24 protein-coding genes are annotated in these 21,493 nt (G+C 44.6%); 13 read left to right on the forward strand and 11 right to left on the reverse strand.

Annotated elements, in window-relative coordinates; all coding sequences use genetic code 11:
• Positions 1–5: 5 nt before the first annotated feature.
• Entirely contained in the window at positions 6–437 is a 432-nt protein-coding gene (locus ACK8OT_RS02755) for a universal stress protein (RefSeq protein ID WP_410194975.1), read from the forward strand.
• A gap of 155 nt (positions 438–592) precedes the next feature.
• Positions 593–787 carry a YaeP family protein gene (locus ACK8OT_RS02760; protein WP_410194976.1) on the forward strand — a complete coding sequence of 65 codons (195 nt, stop codon included), beginning with the start codon at positions 593–595 and terminating at the stop codon, positions 785–787.
• A gap of 56 nt (positions 788–843) precedes the next feature.
• Here the strand turns inward: ACK8OT_RS02760 and ACK8OT_RS02765 are convergent, their stop codons facing one another.
• Positions 844–1,593, reverse strand: a complete 750-nt coding sequence (locus ACK8OT_RS02765) for a hypothetical protein (RefSeq protein WP_410194977.1) — start codon at positions 1,591–1,593, stop codon at positions 844–846.
• 299 nt (positions 1,594–1,892) lie between these two features.
• On the opposite strand from ACK8OT_RS02765, the gene ACK8OT_RS02770 reads away from it, so the two are divergent.
• Positions 1,893–3,008: a sensor histidine kinase gene (locus ACK8OT_RS02770; RefSeq protein WP_410194978.1), complete on the forward strand. Its 1,116-nt coding sequence runs from the start codon at positions 1,893–1,895 to the stop codon at positions 3,006–3,008.
• Positions 3,009–3,124: 116 nt separating this feature from the next.
• Positions 3,125–3,736, forward strand: coding sequence for a hypothetical protein (locus ACK8OT_RS02775; RefSeq protein ID WP_410194979.1), 612 nt, complete (start codon positions 3,125–3,127; stop codon positions 3,734–3,736).
• 77 nt (positions 3,737–3,813) lie between these two features.
• On the opposite strand, the gene ACK8OT_RS02780 is transcribed toward ACK8OT_RS02775, so the two are convergent.
• Positions 3,814–4,737 (reverse strand): LysR family transcriptional regulator, encoded by a 924-nt coding sequence (locus ACK8OT_RS02780; RefSeq protein WP_410194980.1) that lies wholly within the window; start codon positions 4,735–4,737, stop codon positions 3,814–3,816.
• Between the two features lie 254 nt (positions 4,738–4,991).
• On the opposite strand from ACK8OT_RS02780, the gene ACK8OT_RS02785 reads away from it, so the two are divergent.
• The 3 genes from ACK8OT_RS02785 (at position 4,992) to ACK8OT_RS02795 (ending at position 8,253) form a co-directional block, all read left to right on the forward strand.
• On the forward strand, positions 4,992–6,206 hold the full coding sequence (locus ACK8OT_RS02785) for a pyridoxal phosphate-dependent aminotransferase (RefSeq protein ID WP_410194981.1): 1,215 nt from the start codon (positions 4,992–4,994) through the stop codon (positions 6,204–6,206).
• A gap of 95 nt (positions 6,207–6,301) precedes the next feature.
• Positions 6,302–6,898: a 5'-deoxynucleotidase gene (gene yfbR, locus ACK8OT_RS02790; protein ID WP_410194982.1), complete on the forward strand. Its 597-nt coding sequence runs from the start codon at positions 6,302–6,304 to the stop codon at positions 6,896–6,898.
• 32 nt (positions 6,899–6,930) lie between these two features.
• The gene (locus tag ACK8OT_RS02795; RefSeq protein ID WP_410194983.1) at positions 6,931–8,253 is read left to right on the forward strand and encodes an anti-phage deoxyguanosine triphosphatase; all 1,323 of its coding nucleotides are present in this window, start codon (positions 6,931–6,933) and stop codon (positions 8,251–8,253) included.
• A 307-nt stretch (positions 8,254–8,560) separates the two neighbouring features.
• Here the strand turns inward: ACK8OT_RS02795 and ACK8OT_RS02800 are convergent, their stop codons facing one another.
• From ACK8OT_RS02800 to pspA, 8 genes are all read right to left on the reverse strand, one after another.
• Positions 8,561–9,148, reverse strand: coding sequence for a SanA/YdcF family protein (locus ACK8OT_RS02800; RefSeq protein ID WP_410194984.1), 588 nt, complete (start codon positions 9,146–9,148; stop codon positions 8,561–8,563).
• A gap of 249 nt (positions 9,149–9,397) precedes the next feature.
• Positions 9,398–10,363, reverse strand: coding sequence for a hypothetical protein (locus ACK8OT_RS02805; protein ID WP_410194985.1), 966 nt, complete (start codon positions 10,361–10,363; stop codon positions 9,398–9,400).
• 76 nt (positions 10,364–10,439) lie between these two features.
• The gene (locus ACK8OT_RS02810; RefSeq protein WP_410194986.1) at positions 10,440–10,790 is read right to left on the reverse strand and encodes a 4a-hydroxytetrahydrobiopterin dehydratase; all 351 of its coding nucleotides are present in this window, start codon (positions 10,788–10,790) and stop codon (positions 10,440–10,442) included.
• 3 nt (positions 10,791–10,793) lie between these two features.
• Complete coding sequence (locus tag ACK8OT_RS02815; RefSeq protein ID WP_410194987.1) at positions 10,794–11,801, reverse strand: YcjF family protein; 1,008 nt, start codon at positions 11,799–11,801, stop codon at positions 10,794–10,796.
• Positions 11,798–13,210, reverse strand: coding sequence for a YcjX family GTP-binding protein (locus ACK8OT_RS02820; RefSeq protein ID WP_410194988.1), 1,413 nt, complete (start codon positions 13,208–13,210; stop codon positions 11,798–11,800). Before ACK8OT_RS02820 ends, ACK8OT_RS02815 begins: the two co-directional genes overlap by 4 nt.
• Before the next feature lie 64 nt (positions 13,211–13,274).
• Positions 13,275–13,679, reverse strand: a complete 405-nt coding sequence (gene pspC / locus ACK8OT_RS02825; RefSeq protein WP_410194989.1) for an envelope stress response membrane protein PspC — start codon at positions 13,677–13,679, stop codon at positions 13,275–13,277.
• Positions 13,676–13,903, reverse strand: coding sequence for an envelope stress response membrane protein PspB (pspB, locus tag ACK8OT_RS02830; protein ID WP_410194990.1), 228 nt, complete (start codon positions 13,901–13,903; stop codon positions 13,676–13,678). The genes pspC and pspB overlap by 4 nt, the downstream gene beginning before the upstream one ends.
• A 26-nt stretch (positions 13,904–13,929) precedes the next feature.
• On the reverse strand, positions 13,930–14,592 hold the full coding sequence (pspA, locus tag ACK8OT_RS02835) for a phage shock protein PspA (protein WP_410194991.1): 663 nt from the start codon (positions 14,590–14,592) through the stop codon (positions 13,930–13,932).
• Between the two features lie 187 nt (positions 14,593–14,779).
• On the opposite strand from pspA, the gene pspF reads away from it, so the two are divergent.
• The 6 genes from pspF (at position 14,780) to ACK8OT_RS02865 (ending at position 21,069) form a co-directional block, all read left to right on the forward strand.
• Positions 14,780–15,772 carry a phage shock protein operon transcriptional activator gene (gene pspF / locus ACK8OT_RS02840; protein ID WP_410194992.1) on the forward strand — a complete coding sequence of 331 codons (993 nt, stop codon included), beginning with the start codon at positions 14,780–14,782 and terminating at the stop codon, positions 15,770–15,772.
• A 72-nt stretch (positions 15,773–15,844) separates the two neighbouring features.
• A complete protein-coding gene (locus tag ACK8OT_RS02845) occupies positions 15,845–17,449 on the forward strand; it encodes an ABC transporter substrate-binding protein (RefSeq protein ID WP_410194993.1) in 1,605 nt (534 codons plus the stop codon).
• A 3-nt stretch (positions 17,450–17,452) separates the two neighbouring features.
• Positions 17,453–18,418 carry an ABC transporter permease gene (locus tag ACK8OT_RS02850; RefSeq protein ID WP_410194994.1) on the forward strand — a complete coding sequence of 322 codons (966 nt, stop codon included), beginning with the start codon at positions 17,453–17,455 and terminating at the stop codon, positions 18,416–18,418.
• The gene (locus ACK8OT_RS02855; protein WP_410194995.1) at positions 18,405–19,295 is read left to right on the forward strand and encodes an ABC transporter permease subunit; all 891 of its coding nucleotides are present in this window, start codon (positions 18,405–18,407) and stop codon (positions 19,293–19,295) included. Before ACK8OT_RS02850 ends, ACK8OT_RS02855 begins: the two co-directional genes overlap by 14 nt.
• Positions 19,295–20,296, forward strand: a complete 1,002-nt coding sequence (locus tag ACK8OT_RS02860) for a peptide ABC transporter ATP-binding protein (protein ID WP_410194996.1) — start codon at positions 19,295–19,297, stop codon at positions 20,294–20,296. The genes ACK8OT_RS02855 and ACK8OT_RS02860 overlap by 1 nt, the downstream gene beginning before the upstream one ends.
• The gene (locus ACK8OT_RS02865) at positions 20,293–21,069 is read left to right on the forward strand and encodes an ATP-binding cassette domain-containing protein (protein ID WP_410194997.1); all 777 of its coding nucleotides are present in this window, start codon (positions 20,293–20,295) and stop codon (positions 21,067–21,069) included. Before ACK8OT_RS02860 ends, ACK8OT_RS02865 begins: the two co-directional genes overlap by 4 nt.
• 49 nt (positions 21,070–21,118) lie before the next feature.
• Here ACK8OT_RS02865 and ACK8OT_RS02870 read toward each other — a convergent pair whose 3' ends face one another.
• On the reverse strand, positions 21,119–21,469 hold the full coding sequence (locus ACK8OT_RS02870; protein WP_410194998.1) for a DUF2850 domain-containing protein: 351 nt from the start codon (positions 21,467–21,469) through the stop codon (positions 21,119–21,121).
• Positions 21,470–21,493: the final 24 nt, after the last annotated feature.

The following is a 21,493-nucleotide window of genomic DNA, read 5'->3' on the forward strand; positions in this document are numbered from 1 at the left end:
CGATGATGTATAAGAATATTTTAATACCGGTAGATCTCAATGCGGTTGGCTTTTGTGACAAAGCCATCGCCTGTGCCATTTGGCACGCAAGACAAAATGACGCTCAATTGCAGCTCATTTCGGTCTTGCCGGGCATGAACATGCCCATGGTGGCATCGTATTTTCCTGAAACGGCGATTACAGCCATGGCCAATGACACTCGCTCACAATTAGTATCATTTGCCAAGCAACATATCCCAACTGATATTCAGGTAAGTGTACATGTAGAGCAGGGAAAGCCGTATAAACGCATCTTAAAATATGCCCAAGCTAAAGACATTGATTTGATTATTATACCGAGTCATAAACGCTCCAAGCTCAATAAGGCAGTACTAGGCTCGGTAGCAGCAAAGGTTGTGGAAAACGCCAACATCGACGTGCTGGTGATTAAACCTTAAATCATAACTAGCACGGCTGCTATCATCGCCACGGTTAATCGCATATATAGTGGCGTATTTGATAAAAGATGAGTCGTAAAGGGAACCTGATATCGACAATAAATCGTGATATCTTTCAACTAAGTGTTTAGCCCTTATTTACTATTGGAACAGAAATGGAACTATCAAACAAAACCCGATCTACCGCAAATCAAATCGCCAGCGGTGACATCGGTTACGTCAGTAAGGCGATTGGCTGCGCCATTAAAACCTTAGATGAAATTGCTCAAGATGAATCACTGCCCGAAGCGGTTCGTAATAAGGCCGCTTTTGCTGCAGCTAACTTACATTTAAGCGATCATCAAGACTAATAAGGTCAGACTCGGTAAGACTTCCCCTCCAGCTGAGAGGGGATGCTCATGCCCCATTAACCCCGACAGCGTTTACTAAAATCACCAACGGGACAAATATAAGCTTGTTGCTTTAGATACAACTCGGTTTGACGAGCGGCTTTTTTAAAATCGCTCAGCGCCTGTGGATTGGGGAAAATATCCTGCTTTAACCGTTCAATGGAAATGGCCGTGACATCAAACGGTTCAACCCGCCATTCCCTTGTCACCAAATAAATCGCTTCTTTTCCGCGTAGCGCTTTAAAGTATGCGATCACGCCCTGCTCGGTACCTCGACGTCGACCACAATAATATTTGCCATAAGCTACGCCGACGCCTTTTTCAACATCAGCGTAGATAGGTTCATTGATTGAGCCATCACATACACTGTTCACAATGTCTTTAAGAGAAGTTGCAAAGCGCTCTGCGGGCATACTCTTTGGCAAAGCAGTCAGCCACTGCTCATTAAGCAAGTCGCTAAAGTTAAACTGGCTTTGACCTTCTGGAATGTGCTCAATTTCACGGAAGCTACCCAAGCGTTCATCCTTGATCTTTTGCCAATTCCCCCAACCTGGAAAAACTCCGACGGTCAAAAATTCTCTGCTAGCATCTTTACGTTTTTGGGTTTTTTTGCGCTCTTGCTCATAAGAAGGCTCCGCAACATCCAGATCACATGGTTGGCTGGAGAATACGACCTTGTCACCAAAATCACATTGATAAAACGATGCCCATGCAGGCAAGGTAATTAGCCATGTAACAATGAATACAAAAAGACGTATAAAACTCATTGGTATTGTGTCGCTTCCATATCGACGCGGGATTCGGCTAATAGTGCCAGACCCTGCTCTGTTGCTATAATTTTTTTCCTAAGATTGTGATTCAAAACACAAAGGAAAACCAGTTTTTGCCTTATTTATTAGCATTTTCACAGCTCTGAGCAATAAACTAACTCGAGGTGTTTTTTCTCTGTCGCTCCCATGTAATAGTTGATAATATGAACATATTGTCTACTGATTATCACTTTTCGGGTTTCTTATTATTTTCACGATAGTCATGTCATTAATTTTGATTCAAATGGTCGCAGCCTATGTCGTTTAGACTTGACAATAAAACAGGGAAGTTACGAGTCAAAGGCGTGATAACCGATATCGTTATCTCCAGTCTCCTTGCTTTTACCGTCACAATTATTCTCTATATTACAGAGATAAGCACTAATTTTACATTAAGCCTATCCATTGCTCATGGTTTTAGCCTTTCCTGTATCTTCATCGCTATTTTAGTTGATGCCTATTATCCTTTCGCATCAAGAGTGTTTAAAACTTCAATTATTGTCTCTGTCGGCATGGCTTTAGGCGCCCTACTCACCTATTTGTTTCTGATCAACTTTTATGGGCCCTCGGCTAACTTCTTAAATGAACGAGTCTATAAAGCGGCCGTGATATCACTCACCATAGGGTTAGTGGCTACTTTTTTCTTCCATAGTCGCGATCGCACCGTGATGATCCAACACAAGCTCAGCGAAGCCCAGCTGCAAAAAGCAAATCAGGAAAAAGCCTTGGTTGAGGCACAACTAAAAATGCTGCAAAGTCAGATTGAGCCTCATTTCTTGTTTAATACCTTGGCCAATATTCAAGCGATGATTTTTCATCAACCAGATATAGCCAGCCAGCTATTAACGAACTTAACCGATTTACTCAGACAAAGTTTAACTAAGACTCGCCAAGATAAGATACATATCAGTGATGAACTCACCTTTATTCGTTCATATCTTTCTATTCAAAAAATTCGCTTAGCGGAACGGCTAGAGTTTAGCATTGAATTAAGTGAACATTTACCCGATGACACTTATTTACCGCCTTTACTCATCCAACCCTTAGTTGAAAACGCAGTTAAGCACGGTATTGGGCCTCGTCAAGAAGGGGGCGAAATTAAAGTGCTGTTTTCCAAAATCAATGACCAACTCTGCGTTGCGATTAAAGATAATGGCGTTGGATTTTCTATTAGCCATACCAAAGGCAACGGTATTGCGCTGAATAATATTCGCAATCGGATAAATAGTTTATTTGGCGAAAAAGGCAAACTGGTTATTCGAGAGAACATGTCTGGAGGGGTAACATCTGAACTTCATATTCCTTTATTGACGGCAGCATCTTCACTGACCCCTAAGGAATATGAAACACAACAAACAGACCATGCCACTTAGTGTGCTCGTGGTGAGCCGCCTTTAGCATAAACTTAGCAAAATAGCGGTTCTGTTAAATCAGGTTACACTTTAACAAATACTCAATGGATTGAGTCCCACTGGACTGGGGTTTTGCTATGTGGATGTTGATTTGTTTTATATTTGTCTGCTTAACGGTTTTCACGCTGATTTTTATCTTAAACCAGACGTTATTAAAGCCGTTATTGCAACAACCTGAGCGGTATTTTTTACCAACTGAGTCAGCGCTTACCAGCCCTTTTGACAGTATCAACTGTTGGGCACAAAACCATGATTTTTTTGAAGATGGCCAATTCGTTTTCCAACGGGACCAGCATATTGCTCATTGCGCTAGTTGGATTAATGAAGAGGCAAACACCTACCTGTTGGCTTGTCAGTGGGATAGCAAACAATTATTGTTTTTTGTCCAGCTGTTTAATACAGGCGATCACTTTATTACCGCCAACACCTATCCGTGGTTAATTTTACCCGCACTCACCCAAGTCAATGGATGTTACCTCACCACCATCGATATTGAGCAACTTTGGCAACATCATTTGGCTAATGCCCCTAAACAATCGGCCTACATTGCCAATACCAAAACCTATCGCTTACTGTGTCGGTTCCTCAGAAAGCAACATGCCAGTTATATGGCATTACCTTGGTGGAAGATAAATTATTTTAAATTATTCTCATGGCACCGAAAGAGCAACGCAGCCCCATTTGAATAACTCTTTTGGCGCTCGCGCAAAACGAACTCATCAGCTTACAGCAATTGAGCACAGCCATAATTGCGACCTCACCCCTGTTAAGCGCTAACTACGTGTTTGATGCCCTTTAAGTTATTAAAACTTGAATTAATTGCAGTGGATAAAAAATCGCTCATAAATGGCAAATCAGCCTGCTCAGCACGCACCGCTGCGTAAAGTGTGCTCCAAAGGCCTTGCTCGCCTAGCGGTTTAGCCAGTACATAATCACGCTCTAAATACTCGGTCAATGCCCAATTAGGCAATGCCGCCACACCGCGGCCACTGGCCACTAGCTGAAGCATCATAATCGTCATATCGGCTTGTCGAATGCCTGCTGGCGACACACCAGCTGGATCTAAGAACAAATTAAAAATATCGAGGCGGTCGGTTTCTACCGGATAGGTAATGAGTATTTCCGAGGCTAAGTCTTCAGGCAACACAAAAGCACTATTGGCCAAAGGATGATGACGACTAATCGCCAGCATGGGCTGATAGCTAAATAGCGGCTTATACAAAATGCCGGTCATTTCCTGTGGATCTGACGTCACCACCAAATCGAGATCTCCCCTAGCTAGGGCTGGCAAGGGCGCAAAACTAAAGCCACTACTCAAGTCCAGTTCAACCTCAGGCCAACTATCACGGAACTTGTCGATTGCAGGCATAAGCCACTGAAAGCAAGAATGGCATTCGATTGCCATATGCAAACGCCCTGCTTCACCGGAATTGAGGCGGCTAATGTCCCGCTCTGCGCTAGCGATACTAGGTAAAATCTCATCAGCCAGATTTAATAAACGCTGGCCTGCTACCGTAAAACGTATGGGGCGGGTCTTGCGAATGAATAACTTGGCATTTAATTTAGCTTCAAGATCTTTAATCTGATGAGATAAAGCTGATTGAGTTAAAAACAAACGCTCGGCCGCTTCCACCAAGGAATTACAACTGCGCAGCGCTACGAGCGTGTTAAGGTGCTTAATTTCTATCACTTGAAAAAACCTATCGTTAAATTAAAACTAGATGAATTAAAATAATCTTATTGGAGTTTATGCTCAAAAACTAGCAGCAAATAGCACTAATCAAATACAAATACCAAGCCGTTAGAGCAAAGCTTCAACAATGCCCTAGTTGGCTAGATAATCCCCCCTGAAAATCATTTTAATTTAACGCCTTTAGCAGTTTATTCTACAACTAGAATCAGGTAGTTTGAGCACATCAGGTTTCGCAACAGAGCGGCTCAACAATGAATTCAATCAATAAATCGCAAAAATTAGATAACGTTTGCTACGACATCCGAGGCCCTGTCCTCAAACATGCTAAACGACTGGAAGATGAAGGTCACAAAGTTTTAAAGCTAAATATTGGTAACCCGGCTCCATTCGGTTTTGAAGCGCCCGATGAAATTGTCATGGATGTCTTGCAAAACCTGCCACAAAGCCAAGGCTATTGCGACTCTAAAGGTTTATTTTCTGCCCGTAAAGCCGTCGTGCAGTTTTACCAGCAACAAGGTATGCGCAGCGTAGATGTGGATGATATCTACATGGGCAACGGCGTCAGTGAGCTCATCGTCATGGCCATGCAAGCGCTACTTAATAACGGTGATGAGCTACTTGTGCCTTCTCCTGATTATCCGCTATGGACCGCAGCCGTTACCCTAGCTGGCGGCCATCCGGTACATTATATCTGTGATGAGCAAGCCAACTGGTTTCCTGATTTAGACGATATTAAGCGAAAAATCACACCGCGCACGAAAGCCATTGTGCTGATCAACCCCAATAACCCAACGGGCGCCGTTTATAGCCGCGCCTTGCTTGAAGCGGTTGTAAACATTGCTCGAGAGCATAATCTAATCATCTTTGCTGATGAGATTTACTCCAAAATTATCTACGATGACGCCGAGCATATTCCGCTTTGTACACTGGCCGATGATCTGCTCATTGTCACGTTCAACGGCTTGTCTAAAGCCTATCGTGTATGCGGTTTTCGAGTTGGCTGGATGATGATAAGCGGCGCTAAATCCAACGCCAAAGACTATATTGCCGGTTTAGATATGTTGGCCTCGATGCGTTTATGTGCCAACGTGCCGATGCAGCATGCCGTGCAAACCGCCCTGGGCGGGTATCAAAGTATTAATGAATTAATCGTACCGGGAGGGCGCTTATACGAGCAACGTGAAACCGCATGGCGACTCATTAATGATATTCCCGGTGTGTCATGTACTAAGCCAGATGGTGCCATGTACTTGTTCCCTAAGTTAGATCAAAAGAAGTTTAACATTAAGGATGATCAACAATTCGCCCTAGATCTGCTGCTCAAAGAAAAAATCTTACTGGTGCAAGGAACTGGATTTAACTGGCATAAGCCGGATCATTTCCGTTTGGTATTTCTACCCAATGTAGTGGATTTGGAAACGGCCATCGGCCGAATGGCGCGTTTCTTGGAGCACTATAAGCAATAGTTGAAAGCATATAGTGAAAGCAATAGTTTAGTATTTACCTAAGGCCTATAGCTTGGGCCTGTTATCATTAATAGCCAATCAAAGGTGAAAGTACAATGAGCCATTTTTATGCCCATATGGCACGGATGAAACTGATTCAGCGCTGGCCATTAATGCGCAATATTGAACGAGAAAACGTGGCTGAGCACAGTCAGCAAGTTGCCATGGTGGCTCATTTACTGGCTTTAATTAAAAACACCTTATTTGGCGGTAACATTAATCCAGCAGAGGCCGCTTTATTGGCACTGTATCATGATGCCTCCGAGGTCATCACAGGCGATTTACCCACGCCAGTGAAATACTTCAATCCCGATATTGCCAAGGAATACAAAAAAATAGAGTCCTTTGCCGAACAAAAATTGCTTGATATGTTGCCGCCAGAACTGCGTCAAGGCTTTATCCCTTTACTCGACAGCGAGCAAATGGATAACGAATACAAATCCTTGGTAAAAGATGCTGACACGTTATGCGCTTATATCAAATGTCTTGAGGAGTTAAGTGCTGGTAATCATGAATTTACCTTAGCTAAGCGACGTCTTGAAGCCAGTATTGAAACCAGAAAAACACCCGAGATGGCTTATTTCATCAGTCATTTTTTGCCCAGTTTTGAGCTCACTCTTGATGAAATCAGTGAAGATGAGAACAAGTTATAACGAGAGCCGTTTAACCCATTAGAGTTAAAACAATGACGACAAATAGCATTCTGAATACTGATTGGCAACAACGCTTAGGTAATGAAGCCAACAAGCAAAGGTTAAATGATCATCGCAGTCCATATCAACGAGACCGAGCGCGTATTTTGCACAGCGCCGCTTTTCGCCGCTTACAATCAAAAACCCAAGTGCTCAGTACCGGCGCCAATGACTTTTACCGAACTCGTTTAACCCACTCCCTTGAAGTATCGCAAATCGGCACAGGGATAGTTGCTCAACTAAAGCAAAAACAACCCGAATTAGCCCATTTATTGCCTTCCACCAGTTTAATCGAAGCAATTTGTCTCAGTCATGATATCGGCCATCCCCCTTATGGCCATGGTGGCGAAGTCGCGCTCAATTATATGATGCGCGCTCACGGCGGGTTTGAAGGTAACGGTCAAACGTTGCGTATTGTGAGTAAACTTGAGCCCTACACCCCTGAAAATGGCATGAACTTAGCGAGGCGCACCTTACTGGGATTACTGAAATATCCCGCACTTATTAGTCAGGTTAAAAGCGACATAGCACCCGAGCCTCCCGTCAACTTTCGTCAATTAAAAGCCAGTGATTGGGCCCCAGCCAAAGGCATTTATGATGACGATAAAGATATTCTTGATTGGATCTTAATGCCGTTATCCGATTCTGATCGCGAGCATTTATCCCTAACGCGCCCTAATGAGGATCCAAAAAACCATCAAAAAACCCGCTACAAATCCCTTGATTGTTCCTTAATGGAATTAGCCGATGACTTTGCTTATGGCATTCATGATCTCGAAGATGCCATTGCCATGGGTATCGTCAATAAGCGCCTATGGCAAGAGCAAGTGGCTTGCAAATTAGCCGACATCGATGGTTTTTGGCTATCTAAAGACATTAATAATCTGACCGATAAACTGTTTTCAGATCATCACTACCAACGCAAAGATGCCATTGGAGCCTTGGTCAACGCATTAATCACTTCGGTACACATCCAGCCCGTAGAAATACGTTTTGATGAGCCATTACTGCAATATCACGCCCTGCTGACGCCAGACATGGAGCAAGTACTCAATGTGCTAAAACAATTTGTGTTTAATTATGTGATCAGTAAAACCGAGTTGCAGATAATGGAATACCGCGGCCAACAAGTGGTTATGGAGCTATTTGAAGCCTTTGCCGGTGATCCTAAACGTCTGTTACCCAATGACACCAAAGCCCGCTGGCAAGCTGCAACCGAGCATGGGCATTCGGGCTATCGCGAAATTGCAGATTATATATCCGGCATGACCGATGGCCACGCCTTGCGCCTGCATGGCAATTTATTTGGTACTTGAGCCTAGGGTCTGTTGATCTTTGGTGGTTAATTTTTGTTCGAGAGGGGACACCCTGTCTAAAAGCGTTTTGAGCAAGGCGAGCAGTGTATAGCTTAGCATTCTAAGCAAATACTGCTCAACGACGGGTAGAATGCTTACGCCCGAAGGGCTTTAGCCGAATCCGTAGGACAGCGTTTGTTGGTCATTTCTACTGCGTTAGCGCCTTTTCGCGTAGTTCACTATGCCACAAAGGTGCTGGCCACAACGAACGTTTTGTATAAATACCCAACAAATCGCTGCAAAAACCAGCTCAAAAGATCAACAGACCCTATGGGTTTTGATAGGGGCTTCTCGGTGGAGGAGCCTTAAGAATGACAACTTCTTGTTGACCCAAAAACTTGGGCTGTTTATTTAATACATTAATATCAAGCACCGCCTTGGCACGAGCCAACACTTCCCTCAGACGAATTCTTACCGCGGCAAGGCCGGTGGCATTATCTGCACTTAAACACAGTGCATCGATATCTATCGACCGAGCAATATAAATAGCCCGCTCACAATGGAACCCTTGACTCACTATGGTCAATGCATCTTGACCAAAAATGCGTTTTGCACGGATCACCGAATCTAAGGTGCGAAATCCAGCATAGTCTTTCACCACATAGCGCCTTGGCACGCCGGCCCGGACCAGATCGTTTTCCATCGTCTGTGGCTCGTTATAATAGCGTGTCGCATTATCACCACTAACTATAATGGCTTGTACTTTATTATTTTCAAACAAAGCATAAGCACCATTTAACCTTGGCGGGTAAAAGGGGTTGATGCGCTTTCCTATGTATTTGCTGGTGCCCAACATTAAGGCAACGGGGCGGTGGGGGATGGCATTAACATCGGTATACACACGATCCCTAGCCATATAAGAGACATACCAATCTAAGCTCACAAGTAAACTTGCAGCTAGAAAAACGAGCAGCAACGAAAAAATAAATATTTGGCGAATCCGCTTAACCAATGGCACCGCCCTAAGCTTAAAAAAGGAATCATAACCGTTTGTTTAGGCATAATAAATAAAAAAACGATGACAGCAGTTAGCGAACGAGGAGGCAACGCCAGACTTTTGTACAAAATAGGATGACTCGATTACCTTACAAGCGTATTAATTCGATTAGCTTACAGCAGCCTTGACCATCGTCTTGATTCGACCGAAAAGGTTTCTGCCGGCATCATCTTGTACATAGATTTCAAGCGTATCACCCAAGCTTAACCCTATAAATTCCCCCTGCTCTTTTGTTTGCTGCGCTTTACTCCAAAGGTTGGCAGGGCCACTTAACTGAACTTGGTTCATGATTGGGCCAATACTTAACATCGCACCAGCAGATAATGAGCGATGCTGCGTTAATTGCATCAAAATGGCAGCAAAATCACTATGGGAGTCTTGCCAAGGATTCAGTGCCGCGAAGGGTTTACCGTTTAATTTAGTGATCACCGGCAAATTCATCATATTAGCTTGCCAAGCCTCGCCCAACTCTTCAGGGGTGACTAAAATAGGGGCGCTAACCAACTGATAAAAACTGTGGTTAATCCCCCAGCCTAAATTAAGCTCTGCCATTAGGTGCTGCGGACTGTAGATTTGATTATGCAAAGCCAATAAACGTATGCTTTGCTCACACTGATCAAGCTGAGAATAACGAGCAATAGGACCACAAATAGCCGACAAAAAGACTGAAAAGTCCAAAGGAACGGACTCAGATAAACTTATTTCAGCGGTCGCACTGCACTGCTGACCACTCGCTAACGCCACCACAGGCAAGGGATCAGGCTTATGCTGGTGCTGACAAGCTGCATTGAGTAACTCAATATACGGACGGTAATTAAGCGCTAAATAATGCTCAAAAGCATAGGATAACGGAGCAATACACTGACTCAACATCAACTCAAATGAGCCCGCGATAGGACCTTGATTTAATTCATGATAAATCATGTGTAGCAGAGGTGAGACGCTGTCCCAGTCATCTAAAGCGGCAGGCAAATTAGGCGCTAAAATCCCAACAAATTTAGCTCTGCGTAAATCTTGGCTAACCACGACCAAACGGCCGTAGCGAGAGCCATCATTCAAGCTTGCTAATTTCATGATCTGCCTCACCCATTATTTGCGTCTTGTTTAATACTAGACGCAAAAATGTGGTCATGAGCTAGAAAATCAGCTTCTAGATATGATTGCCTTGGTAGAGTAAATCCGTTTGTGCGGCCATGATGAAATCGTTTAAATGCAACGCTCCTAAACTGTGAGTCCACCACACCACGGTGACCTTGCCCCATTCTAAAGTGATCATGGGATGATGCTGAACTTGCTCGGCTAACTCAGCTAATTGTGCGGTGAAGTTCGCCGCCTCAGGATAAGTATTAAAGCGAAACACCCGAACAAGGCGTTGGCCGCCTTGCTCGCTTTGCCTTTGCCAATCAGGCAATTGCTCCATTAATGACTGTTGTTGCGATTCGGCCATGGCATGCATATCACCTTGGCAGGCCTGACAACGTAGCTGACTCAACGGTTTCATTCATTATCCTTTGATAACAGACTTTAACTTAGCGATTAGCGACATTCTTACTTCCTTTGCTTTAGGCCTTTCATTGTCTTGCCAAGGCAAGGGACGACAAATTTGCATGGCTTTAAAACCGAGCCGCGCAGTCAGCAAACCAGCCGCAACGCCTTGGGCGGCTCTGGCCGAGACTAAGCCCGCCATTTCTGCCCCTAGCATGTCAGAGCCTAAATCGGTGGCGACTTCCGCGCCGGCGGCATAAATCATATTGCTAAGCACTAACTTAAACAGTTTCAATCGACTTAAGTAGCCCAGCTCAATGCCATAAATATTGGCAACGGCCTCAATCATCTTAGTATTGCGCCATAATATAATCAGCATATCGACTAAGGCTAACGGGCTAATAGCAACCAACAAAGCGGCCTCACCCGACCATTTTGTTACCGCGGACTTGGCCCGTTGATCCTGTGTGGCTAAAACCTGGTGGCGATATAAATCCAACACCTCTTGATTATTATGGCTGTCACTTAATTGCGCCTGCCAGTTTTGATACCCCAGACTATCGAGCTGCCGGCTCACCTTAGCTAACTGCTGACAGTATTGATATGCGCCGTCGTTGGCATGCTGATCTAATAACTGCGCTTGGTTTTGTAACTTTTTATTTAGCCTAAGTCGATTGAGTTTACTGACCTCACTCCACAAAAATTTGAGCAAAGCAACCACTAAACAGATACAGACTAGGCTGTAAAACATGCCTAACAGCGGATTATTAAGCACAGTAGCTTGTAACCAAGTCACTGTTTCCCAGGTGACCCCGGCAGAAACACCAAACAAACCTATCCGTAACCACCAATTTGGCCGCGCCGGGGAAAGCGCGGCATCAAGTAAACTCTCAGCGCTCTCTTGCTCTTCATCTGGTACGAACTCATCGGCTGCAAATAGTTGCGCTGATTTAATTGTCGTGTTTTGCTGCGCCTCATCGGGGGCATTAAACACTTTTTTGGGTGCAATTTTGGGTGATTCTGTCATAACAATTTGTCCCCTAATAAATGCTCGATGGCTAAATCCATGCGAATATGAGGTAGTGGTAAGTTGCTTGCCACGACAGGGGGAGCAAAGTTTGTAAAATCAAAGCCTTGCTCTTGCCAAAATTTAGCTTGCGGTAAATCGGCCGGCACTTCCCCTGGATACAAACTAATCATTTCAGACGTATCCAACTGTCGCCCCGTCAGGGCGGCATGGGGCTTACCTTGATAATCCACTTTACCGGCTTGGGTACTTTTTACCGCGGCAAGGGCAATACAATGACTTTCAATGCCTGAAAAGGCGACTTCTCTTTGGCCGTTCACGATGATTTTATCGACCAAAGCAAGTAAGTTTTCGTGTTGATCAGGGGTGACATGATCCGCCTTACTGGCCGCAAAGACGATACGATCAATTTTAGGCGCAAATAAACGCCTTAATAAACCCGATTGGCCATATTGAAAACTTTGCATGATTTGCTCAATCGCCATTTGCATATCTTCAAAGCTCTGCCTGCCCGCATTCAGCGGTGTTAAACAATCTAACAACACAATTTGCCGATCGAAATGAACAAAATGCTGCTGATAAAAGCGTTTAACCACATGTTCTTTATATTGTTCAAATCGCGCTTTAAGCATGTTGAACGCACTGTCTTTGTCCTCTTGTCCTTGCCCATTGAGCTCACCCCAGACATAAGGAAAAAAAGCCAGTAAGGGTGCACCTTCTAGCTCGCCAGGCAAAACAAATCGGCCTGGCTGAATATGATGCAAACCTAATTGCGCCTTACACTGATGCAAGTAATCCGTATAGGCTTGGCTAATTTGTGCAATTTGTAGCTCATCATAGGCGCCATGGAGCTCAAGCTGTGCCCCTAGGTTGAGCCAATTCTTAGCAAGCTCGGCGCGCCCAGGCTGAGTCAAGGTTTGCGCCATTTGTTCACTCCACTGCTCATACGTCATTTGCAGTAAAGGCAAATCAAGCAGCCACTCGCCAGGATAATCGATAATATCTAAGGTCAGCTCCGCGGTTTGACTGATATTACGCCACAGTAAAGAATCTGGTCGATACTTTATCTTCAGGCGAATTTCACTCACCCCAGCGGTCGGTACTGGCCACGAGGGCGTGTCGGCGCGAAGGGATTTAATATTTTGCTCAAACTTAAAACTGGGAATATGAAAGTGCGCCTGAGGCACTTTTTTAGCCCCTAAGAAACGGCCTTCTCGCGCCACAGACCACAGCGGTAATTGATGATGTACAGGTCCTTGTAATAAATGATCCACCAGCGCGGTAATAAAGGCCGTTTTCCCTGAACGGCTCAATCCCGTAACGGCTAAACGTACGTGCCGGTCTAAACTGCGATTAACTAAATCCTTCGCGCTACGTTGCAAATTTGAAAATGTTGCTTTGGATACCATATATAATGGACTCTTATGAAAATAGACCAAGGGCATGACGGCCACTTGGTCTTAACTGACGATGTTATAAGCGGTTAATTTCTCGGTTTACTTTAAATGAAGCCGATGTCACTACTTTTTCTATATGATTTATCTTCCCTTCCAGCCTATCTAAGATATTAGAAACTTCTGCTAGGGCTTGTTTTGGTAGCTCCCCCCTTTGCCACACCTTGCTCTTCACATGGATATGGGCTGATGTTGGTTGTTGCTCAAAATCAGTCTGTATTGGCGTCTCGGGTTTCTTATCCAGCATTAACCATGCAGCGCCATAACCTAACGCCGCTAACGGAAAACTAAACAAGAAAGCACTGATGACGATGATCCTGACTAGCCACACTTCCATATTGAAGTAGTCAGCTAAGCCTTTACACACTCCGGCCACTTTGCCAGCTTTAGCGTCTCGATAGAGGTATTTAGTGGGTTGACTCATTCTTGATTCCTCCAATTTGGTGCTTCAACATCCAAGATGGATTCCAGTGTACGCACCCGCTTTTGTAATTTTTCAGCTCGCTCAACCAGTTCGTTTAATTGTGCGGTTTCTTGCACAGAAAGCCCCTCGCCCAATTGCTTTTTACTGCGATAATGAAGAATTAACCACAAAGGTGCGACCACAACCAGAAAAACGATAATGGGAAAAACCATAAAACCCGACATAAATACCCCCTATAGATCCACTTTGCTTATGCGTTATTGATTTTCTTTTTCAGCTCAGCTAACTGTTTGCTGATTTCATCATCAGCTTGCAGCTCTGCAAACTCATCTTTTAACTCAGGTTTACCACCTATATCATAGGCATCAGCTTTGCTATTTAGTTCATCAATACGACGCTCAAACTGGTCAAATCGCTCCATGGTTCGCGCCATTTTCTGACCGTCCAATTGTTTTTTAACATCTAAACGACCATTGGCAGCACGATGACGTAGTTCGATGCTTTTTTGCTTAGCACGCGTTTCAAGTAGCTTTTGCTCTAATTGCGTAATTTCGCCTGATAGTCGAGTCAAGGCTTCATCATTGGCGGCTAACTCTTCGTTCAACGAATCTTTTAACTCATTGAGTTTTTGCTTCTCAAGCAAGGCGGCTTTGGCTAAATCTTCACGCTCTTTGCGCAGCGCCAATTCAGCCTTGTCTTGCCAGTCTTGTTGGGTTGCTTCGATACGCGCAATTTTACGCCCCAAATCTTTCTTTTCCGCTAACACGCGAGCCGAAGTAGAGCGAACCTCAACCAAGGTGTCTTCCATCTCTTGAATGATCAAACGGATCATTTTTGCTGGATCTTCGGCTTTATCTAATATCGATGTCACGTTGGCATTGATAATGTCTGCAATTCTTGAAAAAACACCCATAAATCCTCCAAATATTCTATGTTAAGTAATAACTTGCTCGATTGCATTGCAAGCTACTGGCTTAGTTATAGCAATGGCTGTGCCAACATTTCAAAGACAAATAACCAACTGATATTAAAAAGAAAACAAAATAACACCTTGGCAAACCTCTAACTCACTTGGTATATTTAACCAACTATTAGTAATTTTGACCAATATAATGAAATCAGAGAATTTAATCGGTGAGTCCGACGCTTTTGGTTTAGTGCTTGAGCAGGTTTCACAGGTCGCCAAGCTTGATAAACCTGTGCTGGTTGTCGGTGAGCGAGGAACAGGCAAAGAGCTAATCGCGGCACGCCTGCACTATCTTTCAAAACGCTGGGACAAGCCTTACGTATCACTAAACTGCGCCGCATTAAACGACAACTTGCTGGATTCTGAATTATTTGGCCATGAAAGCGGGGCATTCACCGGCGCAGCCAAACGCCATCAAGGTCGCTTTGAGCGTGCAGACACAGGCACCTTGTTCCTCGATGAACTGGCCACAGCGCCTATGCTAGTACAAGAAAAGTTACTTAGAGTGATTGAATATGGCACTTTTGAACGTGTTGGCGGCTCGCAAGCCATACAAGCGGATGTGCGACTAATCTGTGCCACCAATGAAGATCTTCCCTCCCTCGCGAAACAAGGTCGATTTCGTTTTGATTTACTCGACCGCCTTGCCTTTGATGTGATCACCTTACCGCCATTGCGTCATCGCATTGAAGACATTCCTTTACTGGCTGAATACTTTGCTATAAAAATCTGTCAGGAATTAAGACGAGACTTTTTCGCGGGCTTTAGCAGCACTGCTATTAAGGCATTGCAACAGTATCAATGGCCAGGCAATGTGCGCGAACTAAAAAATGTCGTTGAGCGCAGTATCTATCGGCAAACGGATATCAACGCCCCGGTTAAACAGCTGATTTTCGATCCCTTTGCCTCTGAGTGGCAGCCTAACGTAACCCATGAATCGATAAGCGACCAAAAAGACTACAATTTTCCTATTGATTTTAAGGCATTAAGTGAAAAATTTGAGGTAGATCTAATTTCACAAGCGTTGAAACACGCACAATATAACCAACGCCAAGCCGCCATAGCCTTAGGGATAAGCTATCATCAACTAAGGGGCTTACTAAAAAAATATGCTATTAATACGTAACGTTACATCAGTGTCCACTTGGGCCTGATGCTAGGGCCATGTTACATTATGCAACCTAAAGCTACCTTTGACATGAAGTCTATGATCCGATTATTTGCCTTACTTTTCAGCTTACCTATGCTGGCCAGTTGCATGAAGGAAAGCCAAGTGCTTAATACAGGCTTGGTTTATTGTTCCAGTGGTAATCCAACAAGCTTCAATCCTCAGCTGAGTCAAACCGGTGACAGTTTAGATATCTCCAGTCAGCTTTATAACACCTTGGTTCGATTAGACCCCAATACCCAAGCGATCACATCGGGGTTAGCGAGAAAATGGCATGTCAGCCGCGATGGCTTACGTTATCAATTTGAGCTTCGCCGTGGAGTAACGTTTCACAAAACCGACTATTTCACACCTAAGCGCACATTCAATGCCGATGATGTAGTGTTTAGTTTTCGTCGCATTATCCACCCCACCCATCCGTTCCACAGTGCGTCGGGCGGAGTTTATCCCTTTTTCAACAATACCCAATTTAGCCAGCTTATTAAAAGTGTTAAAAAAATTGCCCCCTATAAGGTTGAGTTTGAGCTTCATCGTCCCGACACCTCTTTATTGGCTAACCTTGCGACCGAATTTGCCGTGATCCTGTCGGCGGAATACGGCGAGCATTTGCAACAACATGGCGATTTTAATCAGCTTGATCATCTGCCAATAGGCACCGGGCCATATCAATTTAAACAGTATCTGCCCGATAATTTAATCCGTTTTGAGCGTCACTGGGAATATTGGGAAGGCGGCGCACGTATGCCACAATTGGTGTTTGATATTACAACAAGCCCAACCTTAAGGCTCGCTAAGCTGATCACCGGAGAATGTGACGCCATGGCCTATCCCGCTGCCAGTCAGGCTAATGTTATCAGTGAGCATCCAGATTTATTAATGAATGTTGAAACAGGCTATAAGGTATCGTACTGGGCATTCAATCACGATAAACCGCCCTTTAACAATGCCAAAGTCCGCAAGGCCTTAGCTGCGGCTATCGACAGACAAACCATTTTGAAGGCCGTTTACTTTAATACGGGCGTCGCCTCTCATGGTCTACTTCCACCTACTTCTTGGGCTTACAACCCCTATCTAGATGATTACGCCTATTCACCTAAACTGGCCCGTAAACTATTACAAGAAAGTGGGCTTAAACTACCGTTATCTATCACCATTTACACTTCTTCTAATCCTGAGCCATATAACCCTAATTCATTTAAAACGGCGGAATTTATTCAGCGCGACCTACAAAAAATAGGGGTTAACGCCAAGATAGTGGTACTGGAGCCACACCACCTGCAAAGCAGTATTGTTAAGGGTGAATACGACACGCTGGTGAGTGGTTGGAGCGCCGTGACAACGGATCCGGATAATTTCTTTCGCCCTCAATACAGTTGTAATGCAATAGCGAATCACACCAATACAAGCCGTTGGTGTTCAGCAAAACTTGACGCCTTAATCGACCAAGCTGTGAAACAAAATCGAATGGTGCCTAGGATCCGAATTTATCGAGAGATTCAAGCTAAGTTACGTGATCGTTTACCCTTGCTACCATTGGCCCATTCGCTGCAATTGCAAGCTTATCGCCGCGATGTCCATGGCTTGAAGTCAACGCCTTTTGGCGGCGTTAACTTCTCACAGGCTTATCGAGATTAATCCATGCTAATTTATATTATCCGACGTTTAAATGTGTTAGTGATTACGCTGTTCTTGCTGAGCGTGGTTGCATTTCTATTACAACGCCAAGTTATCACCGACTTTGTAAATACGAGCAATGTATTAGGTGACTACCAACGCTATTTAATGGCGATGCTATCTGGAAATTTTGGGGTTTCACAAGCCTCTGGCAATCCCGTATTACAGGATATTTTAACCATATTCCCTGCCACCTTAGAGTTGTGCTTAATGGCATTTATCGTGTCATTATTGATCGGGGTGCCCTTAGGTATTTTGGCTGGTTTAAGCCGCGGAGGAGCAACGGATTACGGCATTATGACCGTCACCTTAGTCGGCGTATCTATTCCTGCTTTTTGGTTCGCCATGTTGCTGATGATGTTTTTTTCTTTGCATTTAGGCTGGCTACCTGTTTCAGGGCGCATGGGGTTGCTTTATGAAATTCCTGTCGTCACGGGATTTAATCTCATTGATACCTTACTATCAAGCCAACCCTATAAATATGAAGCGTTTTTAGATAGTCTGCAGCACCTTGCTCTGCCTACGCTGGTGTTAGCCACCTTACCAACCACCGAAGTGATCCGCCAAGTTCGCGCTTCCATTGGTGAGGAAATGGACAAAAATTACATCAAAGCCGCTCAAGCTAAAGGCCTTAATACCTTTCAGATCATTAAGCGTCATGGTTTACGTAATGCCCTGCCCGCGGTGATTCCTAGTCTAGGTTTGCAGTTTGGCCGCGTTTTAACGACAGCGATGATCACGGAGACGGTTTTTTCTTGGCCTGGAATAGGGCCTTGGATGGTCAACAGTATTTATTTAGAAGATCACAGTGCGATCCAAGGTGGGATGCTATTTATCGCGGCTTTTGTTTTGCTTGCAAACATGGCAACCGATTTACTGCATTTGCTAATTAATCCACTTAAAAGAGATGAGCTCTATGGCAAATCATGACGTTTTCAGGGAAGAGACCATACGCTCACCGCTTGCCCACAGTTGGTATATTTATCAGCAAAACACCATAGGTATGGTTGCCCTGTGGGCATTGATATTTATTGGACTGCTGGCCTTAATCGGTCCCTGGATAGCCCCCTATCCCCTTGATCATCAAGATGTAGGTGCGCTACTTAACCCGCCTTCTTGGTTTGAACAAGGCGAGGTGCATTTCTTCTTTGGTACGGACGATTTAGGCCGAGATTTATTATCCCAACTAATTTATGGTGCCCAGCTTACCTTTGGCGGGGCGCTCATTGCGGTCTTTTTAGCCATGTTAATTGGCTCGGCGATTGGCATCATAGGTGGGATGAGCCGAGGTATGCAAGCCAGTATATTGCATCACTTTCTGGATACTTTGCTGTCTATTCCGTCGCTCCTGTTGGCGATTATCATCATTTCGGTATTAGGCCCCGGCTACTTCAACACCTTGCTGGCTGTATTTTTAGCCCTGTTGCCGCTGTTTACACGTGCTGTTTATCGCTCTGTACATGACGAATTAAACAAGGAATACATTATTGCATTACGCCTCGATGGAGCGACGCCACTTCGCGTACTGAGATACGGTATTTTACCCAATATAGTAGAAACCTTTGTTAGTCAAACGACCAGAGCCATGACTTCAGCGATTTTGGACATTACCGCCTTGGGTTTTCTAGGGCTAGGAGCACAGCGTCCCTTACCTGAATGGGGCACCATGTTATCCGATACCATGGAGCTTGTTTTCTTAGCGCCTTGGACGGTCACCCTACCAGGCCTAGCAATCTTACTCACTATCTTGATCATCAACATTGTCGGTGAAGGGCTGCGTCAGGCCATCATTAAGGGGATGGATTAATGGCAATACTTGATATTCGCAACCTGACCATTGAATTGGATTCGTCACAAGGCCGGATTAAGGTGGTAGAGCGCGTTAACCTAACCATGGTTGAGGGCGAGATCCAAGGTTTAGTGGGAGAGTCAGGCTCGGGAAAAAGCTTAGTGGCAAAAGCCATTTTAGGGATCAAAAAAGACGGCTGGATAGTACAAGCAGATCGGATGCGATTGGGCGATATTGACCTGCTCAACTTAACGCCCAGCGAACGTCGTAAAGTCATGGCCAATGACATAGCGATGATTTTTCAAGAGCCCAGCAGTCATCTCGATCCCAGCCAAGAAATTGCCGAGCAAATCGAGGAAGCAATCCCCTCTCGTACCTTTGAGGGAGGTTTCTGGCAACGCTTTCAGTGGCGTAAAAAGCGGGCCATAACCCTACTACATAAGGTAGGTATCAAAGATCCTGTAAGCGTGCTGCGTAGCTATCCACATGAGCTATCAGAAGGGGTATGCCAGAAAATCATGATAGCGATGGCGATAGCAAAAAACCCGCGCTTATTGATTGCCGATGAACCAACGACGGCAATGGAATCAACCACCCAAATTCAAATTTTGAAGCTGTTGCATAAACTGAATAAAGTGAACAACACCAGTATTTTGTTCATTAGCCATGATATTGAAAGTGTTGCGAATTTATCAGACTCGCTGACCGTGATGTACTGTGGTCAAACGGTGGAATCAGGCACTCGAGATCAAGTCGTGAATCATCCACGTCACCCCTACACCAACGCTCTACTTCAAGCCATTCCCGATTTTGAAAGTAACCTTGCCCACAAGAGCCATTTATATGCTCTGCCCGGCAGTATACCGCCGTTAGTGCATCTCCCCATCGGCTGCCGATTAGGGCCTAGGTGTCCCAATGCACAAAAAACTTGTGTGCAAAAACCACACTCAACTCGGATTAAAGGACATATGTTCAACTGCCACTTTCCCCTTGAAATTAAGGAAGATAAGAGCGCATGATAGTATTGAGTGTCAACAAGCTAAGTAAAAGCTATGTGCAACATCATGGCTTATTTTCGCGCAAGCATATTACCGCTTTTTCCTCGGTTAGCTTTGAACTCGAGCAAGGCAAAACCTTGGCTATCGTAGGTGAAAGTGGCTCAGGTAAAAGTAGCTTAGCCAAGGCGCTCACGGGCGTGATCACGCCGAGCTCAGGCAGTATTTGTATCGATGGCGTTAACATCGCTAATAAAGACCATCAACAGCGCTGTCGGCAAATTAGGATGATTTTTCAAGATCCCAGCACCTCACTTAACCCACGGTCTCAAGTGGGGCGTATTCTGCGCTCCCCACTACTTCTTAACACCGAATTATCCGAGCAAGAAATGGATGAGCGTGTCAGTGATGCGTTGCGTCTCGTTGGTTTATTGCCTGAGCATGCTCAATTTTATCCTCGCATGCTCTCGGGTGGGCAAAAACAACGTGTTGCCCTAGCACGGGCATTAATCTTAAAACCCAAGATAATTGTCGCTGACGAAGTGCTCGCTACCTTAGACGTATCGGTACGCTCGCAAATCATTAATTTGATCTTGGATGTTCAACGCCAACAAAAAATTAGTTTTATCATGGTTGCCCATAACCTAGGCATAGTGCGACACATCAGTGATAACATCATCGTCATGCATGAAGGGCAAATTGTTGAAGCAGGTGAAACAGCTGCAGTGCTGGACAACCCTCAACATACCATCACCCAACGACTGCTAATGAACCAGCAAGTGAAGTTTAGAAAATAACTCTAAGCCGAATGGAAAGCCGATTGATTCAAGGCAAGCTTACCTATACCTATTCTACACGGTTATAGCGGATCCGTTTTAATCTTGGCACTTCGCGCTCGATCAAACTATCGTTGATCACTTTAAAGGTTAAGGTTTCACCACGTTTAGTGATAGTCACCATTTTGCCGTCTGTTTCGTAGCTAGCAGGATGAAAGCGGTTTTCAAAGGTATAGCCTTCCGGGGTAAATTCGAAGTATTCATAATCTCCATAAGGCTTGTCTTCGCTTTTCCATTTTCCATATATCTGGGTATCGACCACCTGTGGCTCACCACTAAAGTCATAATAGGCAACAAAAGCGGCTGAGCCAAACAAGATAACCGCCAACGAAACAATACAAATCAGGATGGTTTTAAGCAAAATTTCACCTCAATAAAAAAGGGT

Origin of the sequence: Motilimonas thetidivivens (assembly GCF_046452435.1) — a bacterium.
Lineage (GTDB): Bacteria > Pseudomonadota > Gammaproteobacteria > Enterobacterales > CBDFNC01 > Motilimonas.